The following is a 13,717-nucleotide window of genomic DNA, read 5'->3' as shown; positions in this document are numbered from 1 at the left end:
CCATGTTTGCCAAGCGATTGATTCCGGGTCTCCTGCTGCTCCTGGGCTCCGCCTGGGCTGCCTTCGCGCAGGAAACCATCACCATCGCGCTCGACGACACTCCCCGCTTCCGCGCCGCGGCCACCGCCACCCTCTCCGGTACCGTCACCCCCGTCGACGCCAGCCTTTCGCTCGACGGTGCCGCCCTGGCCCTCGACGGCAATGGCCGCTTCAGCCACGACGTCACCCTCACCGAAGGCCTCAACACCTTTTTTCTCATCGCCACCGTGGACGGCCTGCCCGAGGCTCGCCTGAAACGCGATCTCTTCCGCGACACCGTCGCACCGGTTCTCGCCATCTCCGAGCCGCTGCCCGACCTGCGCACCAACCGGACCAGCCTCCACATCATCGGTGAGGCCGGCGACGCCCTGTCGAAACCGGTCAGCCTCACCCGGGACGGCCAGCCCGTCACCGTTCTCGGCGGCCGTTTCTACGACCGCGACGTCCCCCTCCAGCCCGGTGCCAACACCTTCCACTACACCCTCACCGACGCCGCCGGCAACACCGCCGAACGATCGCTGACCGTGCACCACAAGACCGAGCCGCCCACGATCGACCTCACCGCGCCCGGTTCCGTCGACGCCCGCGGCAGCTTCGACATCGCCGTGTCCTTCGAGCCCGCCAGCGAGATCGTCTCGGTTCGGGTCTACCTGAACGCCGACCTGGTTCGCGAAGCCAGCGACGGCAGTGCCCTGCAGCAAACCTTTCAGGACGACGGCAGCCGCGTCGGCCACCAGCTCCGCATCGAGGTCCGCGACGTCTACGGCAACCAGGCCCAGCTCGAGCGCGACCTGCCCGTGGCCCACCCCAACTTCGTGCACGGCCTGGTCCTCGACAGCGAGACCAGCCACCCGCTGGCCGGCGTCACCGTCCAGCTCGCCAGCCCCGCGGCCGCAACCACCGCCGTCACCGACGCCGCCGGCCGCTACGTCGCCTACCTGGCCGGCTCGCCCATCACCGCCCGTGTCACCGACCCCACCTACGTCCCCATCGCCCGGACCCTGGACGTCCCGCCCGCCGGCGGCGCCCGGCTCTTCGACCTGCGCCTCACCCGCCGCGGCCCGCCCCAATCCACCGCCCAGGTCTTCGACGACCCCTTCCTGCGGCTCCAGTTCGTCTCCGGCTTCAGCGGCACCGCCTGTGTCACCCCGCTCCGCACCCAGGCCCTGCCCGTCCTGCTCCCGCTCGGCTACGCTCCGCTGCGCGCCTTCGAACTGGCCGACGCCACCGGGTCCGGCCCGATTCAGGCCCAGCTCCGCCGACCGCCGCGCGAACTCCCGCCGGCCACCGAAGTCCTGCTCCTGCGCCAAGACGGCGACGGCTGGCGCGTCTCCGAGCGGCTGATCGCCGGCGGGACCCGCATCGATGCCACCTGGCCCGCCGCCGGGAACGGGGTCTACGCCGCCGTGCTCCGCGACACCCGCTTCGTCCCCGAAGCGCCCGCCGTCGGCAGCCTCCTGATCCGCGAAGGCCACGCCTGGATCCCGGGCGCCGATACCGCGGACGCCGTCGCCTTCCCCAAGATGGTCTCGCTGCTCGACACGCCGCGCACCGAACTCCGCTTCCTGGCCCACGGCCACCAGCCCTCCGGCGCCTTCGCCCGTCTCCGCGCCCGCGAGCACCACACCACCTTCGACGGCCAGCACCTGTTCCCCGACTACCTGCTCGATGTGGCCTGCTACCACTACGGCGACCAGCTCGACGGCCGCGCCAAGCTGGTGGGCCACCTGCCGATCGTGGCCCGCGGCGAGATCAGCCGCGGCCACACCCGGGCCGCCTCGATCAAGTTCTACCTGGAAGGCGGGTCCCCGCCGCTCGGCGGCTTCCGCTACGACGCCGTGCACGACCTCGGCCCGCTCCAGCTCGACTTCGGGCCCCAGCCCGCCGACCCGCGCGCCGTCCGCACCCGGCTCGCCGACATGTCCGACGTCCCGATGCCCGCCGGCGCCGAGCGGCTCGCCTCCTTCACGCTCACCGTCGGCCGCGAGCTGGAGACCTCGCCGAGCATTCGCTTCCAGCACGGCGACCGCGAGGCGCTGGTCCTGCTGCGCCGTCAGGACGCGCAGACTTGGGTCTACGCCGGCCGACTCCGCTTCGTCGACGGCGCTTGGCAGGCTGCGCCCGAGGACGTCGACGCCACCGTCTCCGGCGCCTACGCCCTGGTCGCCCTGCCGTTCCCGATCACCGAACTGCGCGGCCAGGTCACCTTTGCCGCGGATCCCGTCGCCGAGGTCACCCTCCAGACCGAAGTCCACCCCTGGCGGGCGACCAGCGCCGCCGATGGCGGCTTCCGCTTCGCTGTCGCCCGCTGGAACCAGCCCCAGAATGTGGACGCCTACGACCCCGCCACCACCCGCAGCGCCCAGCTCCACCTGGCCGACACCTCGGCCGACGACCTGCGCGACGGCCTCGACCTCGCGCTCCAGGCGCCCGACTTCCGCCTCGTCGACCACCGGCCTGCCGCCAATCAGGTCCACGTCAGCCGCCACGAGATCCCCAGCCTGACTTTCTCCCACGCCCTCGGCGGCAGCGTCGACGACTGGACCCAGGCGATCACGCTCCAGGGCGGCGGCACCACCGTCCCGCTGCGCATCCAGCGCCAGGCCGACTACCGCACCCTGACCCTCAACCCCCAGGCCCCGCTCGCCGACGACACCGAATACACCGTCACCGTCGGCACCGGTCTGCTCAGCCAACACGGCCATCCGTTGGTTTCGGCCGCGTCGTTCAGCTACCGAACCGCCGACCGCAGTGCCGTCGGCACCCTCGACCTCAAGAAGTTCTACCTCACCGCTAGCGGCGACGACCTCGTCGTCCACGCGCCGGCCGACACCTACCCGGCCCGCAGCCGGATCCGCTTGATCAATCGCCACACCGCCGCCACCGTGACCGACACCATGCTGGGCGGCGACTACCAGCGGGGCATCGCCGGGCACATCGGCGACCGGATCCAGGTGGCCGTCACCCGGCCCGACGGCCAAACCGCCTCGATCGAGCTGGACAGCGTCCGCACGGGTCCCGGTCAGGTCATCCTGGGCGGCCAACCCTTCGTGCTCGACCTCGGCGACGGCTCCACTCTCCACGTCGAGCGCGTGCTGGGCGGCGTCGGCCGCGAGGTCCGCTTCGCCCTGGCCGACGAGGCCGAGGTCCGCGCCGAACTGGCCAAGGTCCCGCGCCACGGCGACGACCCCTTCGGCACCTTTTACGGCGGGCTGCGCATCACGCCGCTCGACGGTGGGCCCGTGCCCCGGCTTGCCGGCCGGTTCCAACGCGACCTCGACCCCGCCACCATCGGGACCGCCATGCTCTCGTTCGTGGCGCTGCAGCCCGAAGCACCGTTCCCGGCCAACCCGCTCGAACCGGAGACTCTGACGCCCCACACCTTCGCCACGCTGGCCGATGCCGTCGCCGTCCGCGACGGCCAGCTCGGCAGCACGACCAAACGGACCCGCACCAAGCGGTTCGGTGGCCGCATCGCCGCCTCGCTGGGCCAGGCCTACGCCCACCTCTACGGCCTGTTCCACACCGACAGCACCAGCTTCATCTTCGGCCAGAGCCTGCGCGAGGACGTTCGCAACGATGTCGAGTCCACCTACGGCAACCTGATGTGGGTCGAGCCGCCGCCGAGCTGGTACAACCCAAGCCTCTATACCCGCGGGACCACACCTTTCTATCCCTGCCAGAACGTCTACTTCTACCAGCGTTTCGGGGACGGGGAGAACGCCTTCTTCAAGCCGCTCGGTCTCACCGGCCCGCTGGCCGACGGCGACTTCCTCGCCGAGCCCGACCCCGGCCAGCCCACCATCCTGGCGATGGACCCGGTCACCCACCGGCTCACCTTACTCGAACTGCGCCCTTCCAGTGCCTCGTACCTGCTGGCCGGTTCTCACGCTTACCGGGCCACGGCTTGGCTGCGCTGGCCCAAGCAAGGCGGCGCCGGCAACGACGCCGAGCTGGAACTCGACTGGCGGGTCGTGACCCTGGACGGCGACGAGCCCGTGGTCCACGCCGGCCTGACCGAGACCTTTCGGCAGACCGGCAAGCTGCTGCTCGATCCCGGCCAAACCGAAGGCAAAACCCCCCAGATCCAAGTCACGATCAAGGCCGATCAGCCCCTGAAACACGCCGTGGCCAAAATCCCCGAGGTCGACTGGAACGAGACGGTCACCCGCGACACCCGCCACGACGCGATCACCGTCCTGCTGCCCGCCACCGCCTACGGCACCGAGCGCAAGCTCGACGTCGCCCTGACCGTGGTGGATGGTTTCGACCAGAGCCAGGACGTCTACAAGCGGGTCTGGCTGGTCCGACCCGACCAGGCGGCGGGCATCCCCAACGTCGCGCCGGCCGTGCTCGCCAGCACGCCCCAGGACAAAGGCACCGACGTCCTGATCGCCGACCCGCTCTACCTCGAATTCAGCGAGCCGGTCCGCAACGTGGGCCCGGCCACCGTGACCCTGACCCCCGACGGCGGCGACCCGGTCACGCTGGCCTTCTCCGACGCCAACGGCCTGCCGGTCGAAGCCGCGACCGAGGTCCGCCTGCTCACCGTCCAGCCGACCGAAGCGCTCAAGCTCGACACGCGCTACACGTTCGACGTGCGCGGCGTCCGCGACCAGGAGAACCGGACCCTGCTGCAGCCGGCGGACACCACGGCCTCGGGCACCGAGCCAGCCAAGGATCACTACCGCATCCAGTTCCGGACCCAGACCAGCAGGCCCCAGACGGTGGTGCCGGAGGCGGGCGACCTGCGCGCCTATGCCGGGCTACGCAACCTGCTGGTAGGCCTGGACGGGATCACGAACCCGGACGGCATCGCCTCCGGCTTCAAGCTGCGCGTCTACGACACCGACACCCGCCACGCCGAGCCGCGCCTGCTCACCGAGTACCGCGAGGCGATTCGGGCCCCGGGCATGCTGGCCCCCAAGCTGGTGCTGATCACGAAGGAGGCACTGGCCGCGGTGCCCGGCGCCGAGGTCTTCGCCATTGAGCGCGACAACCGCGAGCGGCTGCGGGCCCTGCCCGCCGGGACCCTACTGGTGGTGCAGTACTACTCGTTCGCCCAGCACAGTTACGTCCTGATGTTCCTGCACTACGACGGGGCCACCTTCGAGGAAAAGGGCCACTTCCGCGTGCCGACCACGGGGACCCAGGGCGGGTTCGCCGCGATCGGGCCCTACCTGATCCTGGGTGACTTCGACCTGACCGAGGCCGGCCCGGTCGGCACGGCCACGGTCCACGACGTGCGCCAGTACCTGGAACGGCTCGCCAACGTCGACCCCACCACGCTTCAGGACAGCCTGGGCGGCGGCCGCCACTTCCATGCCTGGCAGCAAACCAAGCCGGTGGGCCACTACGCCAACCCGCGCGGGGTGGTCCGCCTCGCGCCCTTCCTCCACCAGACCGAGGGACGGGCTGGTCCCGGCTTTCGCCGCGGCCGCCTTCGGCTTCCCGGGCCTGAACGCGATCGTGCCCCAGGCATCCGACCTGCTGCCACCCGACCATCCCGCCCTACGACCGCCGCGCCCTGGCCAAAACCGTCTGGCCCCACCGCGCCGGCACCGAGGCCGCGCCAGGCGAGCCGGGCCGCTTCGGCGTCTCCCGCCTGCGCTGCGCCGTGGTCGAGGCCTTCCCGACCCAATCCGCCCTGGGCGAGACACTGACCCGCGACATCGCGATCTTCGGCGAGCGCGGCCTCGACCAGGACGGTTCCCTCTATATATATGAAGTCCCCGAGAAGGCCGACCTCGACCAGGATACCCCGCCGCGCTTCACCCTGCACCTGCCTGGCGGGTTCCTGGGCCTGGCCTTCCGACCGCGCCCACGGCCTGGTGGCGGTGCGGACCCGAATCGGCAACGAAGAGGTGGGCGTCGGCGTGCTGGACCTGCGCGCGCTCTACGCCCGAGGCCGGGCGCAAGGTGTCAGCCAATGGACCCTCGACCAGGCGTTCGCGGAGGAGATGTTCCTGACCTGGATCGACGGTGACGCGGACCAAGCCCCGGTGGGGCGCCAGTTGTTCATGCACGACGGCGCGCTCTACTGGAGCCTGTCGGACGAGCGCCTGCGCCGCCTGCCGCTGGCGAGCAACCCCTACCGGACCTTCGGCTGGCTGACCTACGACCTGGCCCGCTGGCAGGCCGGCACGGCGCGGCACGACACGAGCGGCCGGATCCGCGACCCGCAGGGCATGCTGACCCACCAGCCCTACGGCGTGCTCTACGCCACCGACCTGGCTGTCGAGGGCGAAGTGCCGGCTGGCGGAACGGGCGAGGCCCAGACCGAACTGGCCTTCACGGTTGAGATGGGCACCTTCGAGGTCGAGGTCTTCGCCCAGGAGAGCCTGAAGCTGACCTACCGCCTCGAAGGCGAGTCCGGCGCGGCCGAGGTGGTCCACGAGGTCAAGGACGCGAAGGCTCGGACGCTGGTGGGCTTCGACACCCGGAAGCTGAACGTTGCGATCCAGAACCAGGCCAAGGCCCTGCGCGAGCACGGGTTCCTGAAGGGCGAGGTGGCCTTGACCCTCACCCGCCAGGGCACCACCGTGATGCAGCGGACCCTGCCGTTCCTGGTGGCCTGGCACAGCGTGCCGACCCGCTACGTGGACGACCTCCGCTTCCACGGCGGCCTCGACCTGCTGGCCGGTTCGCCCGAACTGCACCAGACCGACCTCGCCGTGAGCGCCCGCGATGCCCGGCTCGACCTGAGCTGGCGCCGCAGTTTCCACCGCGACTACGCCTTCGGCAGCGGGCCGTACGGGGTCGGCATGCTGGACGGCGCGCGGCTCTACCAGGCCATGCCGGTCTGGTGGCGGCCGCAGGACGTGGCCGCGGTCGACGGCGCCGCCCCGGAGCCGGGTGAAGGCGGTACGGCCACCAAATCCGAGGGGACCATCGCCCGCGACTTCACGGGCGCCAAGGTCCACCAGCGGCTGATCTTCGAGCAACCGGGCCAGTTCCAGATCCAGGCCGGCCTCGCCGAGGAGGGGGACCAGGTCGGGGTGCGCAACGACGCCCTCAGCCAGGTGCGCCGCTTCCCGGACCGCGGCCCTTGGCACCTGATCCACCGCGGCAACGTCGTCTACAAGCTCCGCAGCAAACTGCGTTGGCCCGAGTACCGCGACCTGCTGGGCCAGATCAACGAGAAGACCCGCGCGAGCGACGAAACCGACCGGCTCCGCTTCCCGCTGATGCGCTTCCCGGGCTCGATGCAGGCGCCGGGCGCGCTCTACGGCGAGGTCCAGTTGACCGAGCGGGTCGACTACCCCTGGAAGAACCGGATGGGGGCGGAGGACGCGGCCCGCTTCCCCACCGAGCTGTGGGACGCGCCCAACGACCGCGGCGGCCGGCGCACCGTCGACCGGACCTGGAAGATGAACCCGGTCGGCACCGTGATCGAGACCCAGACGATGCAGACCCGCAGCATCCGGGGCACCTACGCCTACACGGACGACGGCTACCTGGCCCGGGTGGAACTGAACCAAACCACCAGCGGCGGCGGGACACCGCGCGGCTACACTTTGACCTGGAGCGAACCCGTGGCCGAAGTGGGCCAGCTCAAACTGCGGCGGTTGGTCAAGGTCGAGGCGCTGCACGCGGGCGACGATGACGTGGTCTTCGAAGCCCAGTACCCGGAGAACAGCCTGGCCGCATCGCACCTGGGCGACGGCTACTGCCTCCAGAGTCTCGACGTCACCCGCGACGGGACGAGCGGCCGCGTCGTGTCGGTGGCCCTGCCGGGCTGCGGCGAGGTGCCGGAACTGGGTCGGACCTTCGCCACGGTGGGCGGGACGCGGTTGTCCTCGGGCTACACCTTCGCAGGGGTCGACGCAACCCACACCTTCTCGCGAACCTGGGAACGGCGCAAGCTGGACGGGTTCCGCTTCGATCCCGATCAGGGCGGCACGGCCGTGGCGATGGGGGGCTCGATCCTGCCCATCCACCAGTGGCTGCTGACGGGCGACGGCTTCGGCGATCAGACCTTCGACTACGACGGCTTGGGCCGCCTGACCGCCCACCAGATCCACGGCGCCAGCCAGAGCTGGACCTACCAAGCCATGCCCTGGTGGATCGAGACGCCCGCCACCACGACCGACGCCGTGGGCGGCACCCTGCGCTACGACGTGACGCAGGCGTTCCTGCGGGTCTCCGACGCCACCGCCTCGGGCGAGGGCGGCACCAGCGCGACCCACACCACCTTCTTCAGCACCAGCGGCGTGCCCATCCGAACAGAAGATCTCGTGGGCCGAATCCAGGGCGGGACCGCTTCGGTCCACTACCGCCCCAGCGGCAAGGACCTGGACGCGGATTCCTTCAGCGTGCGGACCCTGAACCTGCCCGGGAGTGGCAAGGCCATGACCGAGCGTCGCCTCAACCCGTTCGGCGACGTGACCGAGGAAACCCACCTCGACGTCACGAACCGGTTCACCTACGACGGCTTGGGCCGGCTCGACACCGCGACCGACGTCACACTGGGCCGCACGCTGAACCTCGACTACGAGGTCGTTGCGGGTCAGGGGCCGCGGGTGGCGGTCGTGGACCAAAGCATCGAGGTCACCACCGAGACCGACTACGACATCTGGGGCCGGGTCACGGCGGAACGTCGAACCGCGCCGGACCCCCGCAACCAGGCCTATACCTATGACGCGTTAGGCCGGTTGGCGCGCACCACCGACACCCAAACCGGCCAGACCGAAACCTACGCGTATTTCGGGACCACGTCCCTGCCGACGCGGATCGTCACCGGCCAGGCGGGCAGCAGTGTCACGACCACCTACAACGTCGTGCAGGGCGGGGAAGGTCCGGTCATCCAGGGGATGACGGTTCAAGCCGAGGGGGAATCCCACGCGGAGCACCTGGTGACCGACGCGCTCGGCCGCGTCGTGGAAACCCAGATGGCCGATGTCGGCAGGGTGCGCATCGCCTACGACGTCTTCGGTCGAGCGACCCGCGTCGAGAAGCTCCCCGAGGACCCGGCCAAGGCCGACGGGTCGGGGGAAGACGTCGCCGAGCCCGCCATCGTGATCACCTATGAAAAGGGCAAGATCACCGTGGCGGACGGGTTCAAGGACGTCACGACCGTGACGCGCTGGTCCGACCCGGCCGGGCAGACGGTGACCACCACGGTGTCCGGCAGCGGCGTCGACAAGGCGCGCGAAACCGAGACTGCCACCACGGTTGCCGGCAGCCCGCGACGGCTGCGCGTGGTGACCGAGGAGAAGAGCGAAGGTCACACCGTGACCACCACGGCCGAGGTCAACGGACGGGGCGCCGTGGTCAAGGCCGGCTCGGGCCCGATCGAGGTGACCGCCGACGCGTTCAACAGCGCGGGCATGCCGACCCAGATGACGGTCGCCTCGACGCTGGGTGACGGCCAGGCGAAACGGGCCCAGGCGGCCACGTCCGTGGCCTTCACGTACGACCGCTACAACCGCGTCACGGGTGGGACCAACGCCCACGGGCAGGACTGGTCGGTCGACGGCTACGACGGGCGCTGGCGGCCCACGGGCACGACCGACACCCGCGGCCTCAGCACCCAGCGCAGCTACGACGACTGGCAGGACACCCTGCGCGCGGTGACCACCACCGAGCCCAACCGTTCCGGCAACGAGACGTTGACCCTGTTCAGCCGCGAGCGGGAGGGCCAGGCGGGCATGTCGCTGCTGACCGAACGCGGCACCTCCTGGCTGGGCGCGACCACCGAGGTCACGCGGCACATCGCCAACGCGTCGGCTGGGGTCGACGTCAGCCGCAACGGCAAGACCATGCGGGTCCGGCGCGACGCCGAGACCGGCCAGGTCCGAACGGTCGACGACTTCGAGAGCAACCGCACCCAAGTCGATCCCGAGCGCTTCGGCCGCCGGGTCCGGGCGACGTTGCCCGACGGCGCGGAGCGCGAGCTGGAGCTGAACGGCTTCGGCCAGCCGCGGGCGTTTCGCGACAACGGCGTGACCACGCGCGAGTGGGTCCGCGACGCGCTGGGCCGGGTCGACGAGGTCCGCACCCCCGACCGGGTCTACGACTTCGCCTACAGCGAGGAGAGCCAGGGGCTGGCGTCGATCACGGGCGGCCGCCACGACCTGAACTTCAGCAACTGGAGCCCGTTGGGGCAGCCGCAGACCATCGAGATCGGCGACGTGGCGCGAATCGAGGTCCAGTACCATCCGGGCGGCCGGCCGAGCTGCGCGACCCTGACCCGCAAGGGCGGACTGCCGACGCAGATGCACTACAACGCCCACGGCGACCTGGTGGGGCTCAAGCGGGGCAACCAGCCGCTGACCGAGTACAGCTACAACCGCTGGGGCGCGGTGGCGAGCATGACGGTGGGCAACGGCCAACCGCTGCAGGTCTTCGGCAGCGGCGACAGCGCGACCGTCAACCTGCCGGGCGGGGTCACGGCCGACGTCGACGCCGAGGGCCGGCTGTCACAGGTGACCTACCCGGGCCTGGCCACCAAGGAATACGGCTACGACGGCCTGGGCCGGATGACCCGCGTGACGATCGGCGGAGTCCTGCTGCGAAGCTACCAGTACGGCCAGGGTCGGTTGGAACAGATCACGGCGGGCGAGCCGGGCAGCGAGGAAGTCTACGTCTACGGGTACGACGCCGAGGGCCGCCTGACGAGCCTGACACGCGACGGGGTCGCCTGGGGAAGCTGGACCTACCCCGATTTGGCGGACCTGCGCCAACAGGAAGGACTGGCCGATCCCAACCGGGTCCAAAGCTACACCGACCCCAATGGCGTGACGATGTCGTACGGCTACGAAGACGGTCAGGTCACCCTGATCGACATCGCGCAGGGGCCCAGCTTCCAGATGGCCTACGACGCGGGCGGCAACCAGACCCAGATCCGCGCGATGGGCATGGAGGCGACCTTTACCGAGTGGGTCAACGGCATGCCGACCCGGATCGCCTGGGGCGACGGCACCACCTTCGACCTCGCACAGGACGAAAAGGGCCAGCTCGACACGATCACGGGTGATGGCGGCGTCTTCCTACTCGACCTCGACTGGGAGGACGTGCCGAGCGAGGGCCTGTGCAGCGAAGCAGGCGAGGCGGGTCCGCCGGACAAGAAGATCAGCAAGGTGACGCGCAGGGCGCCGGGCCTCGAAGAAACCTGGGAGCCCGAGTACACCGAGGCGCAGCAGCTCCAGTCGATCCAGATCACGCGCACGGGCAGCCAGGGCCCCGACACCCTGACCGAAAGCTACGGCGAGGTGCGGAACCAGCTCCTGGGCGGCCTGACTCGGGTATTGAACGGCACGGTGGTGCGCGACGATGTCTTCACCCACGACGCCACGGCCGATCACCGCCGCGTGGCCAGCGTGACCGGTACCGGCGGGATCGATGTCTATGCCTACGATCCAGTCTTGGGCAACCTGACGCGGATCGATGACCGCGACGGCCGTGTGCGGGAGTTCGCGTGGGACGGTTTCCGGCGCTTGACCGAGATCCGCGAGGACGGCCAGGTTTTGGGTGCGTACGCCTACGACCACCAGAACCGCCGGATTCGGGCGGCGACACCGGCGAGCGACGTGCCGTTGGTGTTCGCATGGCACGGCTCGCGGGTGATCGCGATCGGGCAGCAGCGCGGCACGGCGGAAGCGCCGCGCATCGCGTGGACGCACGCCATCGGCCAGGGCCCGCTGGGCCCGGCCTTCTTGAAGGACCTCACGGGTGGTGGCCACGACTACTACATCGCGACGGACCACCTGGGAACGCCCTACGCGTACAAGCACGTGGCCAGCGGGACGGTGTACCTCAGCCCGCTGACGCCCTGGGGCGAGCGGGTCCAAAGCCCATCGCTGGGTGCAGAGGCGGGCGTGGTGCCGGACAGCGTCTTCGCCAGCGCCCCACTGGGCCTGGGCGGTCACGTAATGGATTGGGAAACCGGCCTGACGCAGATGCACCACCGCTACTACGACGCAAAGCTGGGCCATTTCCTCAACCCCGACTTCCGCGAGCCGGACCTCTACGACCCCACCACGGTCCAGGAGCCCTACGCCTACGCCGCCGGCAACCCAATCCTGTACTGGGACCCGGATGGGTTGTCAACTAAAGCATATTTCAACGATGTATTTGCGGATAAGTTGTTCACTGCGGGGCTGGCCTATGGGTTGACCAAAGAGACCCTATTCGGTTTGAAGGATTTCAGCGCGCTGACCTATCGATACAACACGGCGAAGTTTCGGGTTCAGCATAGCCAGTCGCTTGAGATTTGGGGATTGGAGCCCCTGAATGGCATCGAAGATGATGTCGCTTACATCGAGCTGGTTGAGAAGGCCATCAGGACTCTGGTGTTGGAAAAAGGAATCTTCCAGACCATTGGTGCCGAGGGAGGTAGCAGTCTTGCAGATACCGTGTCACTCACGGGAGAAAAGAAGTACTTCCAGGCTGGCGTGGCCTCAACCAAGTTTGTCGAAGCGATCACCATATTGGCCTCGCTTCCAAAAGCAGGCTTGTCAGTTTCTCGCAAGATTCCAGGTAGCGTAGCCCGTCAAGTAGATGACTACATCGAAGATATCGCTCGGCAAGCCGATCTAGGAGTCAAGGCAAATGATCCAATTTCGTTGAAGAATATTGCGCACGATCTTGACAGGTCGATTGACAATCGAATGACCTGGGAACGTGTGCAATACGAAAAAGTGATAACCAATAAGTTCCCTGATGATCCATATGAAGCCGGGTCAAGGATTTACAAAGTTGCTGAAATCAATGACGGTAGAGTGATGGATGTAAGCAAGGGACTTCCTCGTGAAGTTGACTTTGTGATAACTCTTGATAAAAAGTTAGTTCTCGGGGTAAAACACGCATTTCTGGGGCAAAATAGAAATGTTCTAGCCGCAGGCCAAATTAAGCTTGGGGGGAGAGGTAACGTTCGACGAATAGACAACTTGTCTGGTCATTATCGCCCAACCCCAAGTGAAGCAGCCCGGTTTCCAGAAATATTTAAATCCCTTGGCGTAAACATGAAAGAAGCTACTTTGGAAATTTGGAAATTCTGGCACGATGATTCCGGAATGATTACCAAAAGGAAGTTGATATCACAAAGGAGGTTGAGATGAAGCGTGGCACTCCAGGTCTAAACAGTCTGTGTAGAGAAATTGAAAGTGGATACGGTTTTGGTCAGACTGCCGGAAGGGCGTACTTTGTTCAGTATTTGCCTTCTTTGAAGTGTGTGAATGCTTTTGATGTAATCTTGTTTAATATGAGCGAATATTCTTTGAGGTATGTTCGAGATTTTCTGCTTTCTCTTCCCGAATTATGGATTCACTTTTCTATTCATGATTGGGAAAAGCTATTTATTAATGTGGGCCCAAGACCAGTTTTAAAGTGGTTTGATGACTCAGGGAAATATGCTGATATCTATCTTTTGAACAAATATGTTAGGGTAGATGCGCTTTCTTTTTTTGTGAGGCTGAAAGATGTTCCTCGTGAAGATAGAGAAAATGCGTTGGATTATTTTTCCCGCTTTGAGCAGTTGTTACGGAATGATCCGCTTGACTTTGAAGATTTAGACGGTGAGTACTTTGTGTCACTTGTTGAAATTGAGAATCTGAGAGCGAAACTGGTGAATGAGGGCTTTAGCAGATTTGATATGAATGAAAAGGCTGAGAGTGAGTATATTTTCGGTTTGAGAAGTTTACTTTAAGTTGATTGATGCTTAATATCTGACGATGGT

The 13,717-nt window shown here is 67.2% G+C and carries 3 protein-coding genes; all 3 read left to right on the top strand.

The genetic code is table 11. The annotated features are described in order from the left end of the window. Window positions 1-2 precede the first annotated feature (2 nt). Genes J3U87_RS00385 through J3U87_RS00375 form a run of 3 tightly spaced genes read left to right on the top strand, consistent with a single transcriptional unit; the run spans window position 3 to window position 13,687 of the window. Window positions 3-5,702: an Ig-like domain-containing protein gene (locus J3U87_RS00385; protein WP_237381040.1), complete on the top strand. Its 5,700-nt coding sequence runs from the start codon at window positions 3-5 to the stop codon at window positions 5,700-5,702. 60 nt (window positions 5,703-5,762) lie between these two features. Continuing rightward, a complete protein-coding gene (locus tag J3U87_RS00380; protein ID WP_237381039.1) occupies window positions 5,763-13,100 on the top strand; it encodes an RHS repeat domain-containing protein in 7,338 nt (2,445 codons plus the stop codon). Then, entirely contained in the window at window positions 13,097-13,687 is a 591-nt protein-coding gene (locus J3U87_RS00375) for a hypothetical protein (protein WP_237381038.1), read from the top strand. The genes J3U87_RS00380 and J3U87_RS00375 overlap by 4 nt, the downstream gene beginning before the upstream one ends. Window positions 13,688-13,717 lie beyond the last annotated feature (30 nt).

The organism is Sulfidibacter corallicola, assembly GCF_017498545.1.
GTDB lineage: Bacteria > Acidobacteriota > Holophagae > Acanthopleuribacterales > Acanthopleuribacteraceae > Sulfidibacter > Sulfidibacter corallicola.
This window is presented reverse-complemented; position numbering and strand designations above follow the sequence as displayed.

Coding starts and splice junctions, on each gene's coding strand:
- J3U87_RS00380 (WP_237381039.1), top strand. CDS start 5,763: ATGAAGTCCCCGAGAAGGCCGACCTCGACCAGGATACCCCGCCGCGCT.
- J3U87_RS00375 (WP_237381038.1), top strand. CDS start 13,097: ATGAAGCGTGGCACTCCAGGTCTAAACAGTCTGTGTAGAGAAATTGAA.
- J3U87_RS00385 (WP_237381040.1), top strand. CDS start 3: ATGTTTGCCAAGCGATTGATTCCGGGTCTCCTGCTGCTCCTGGGCTCC.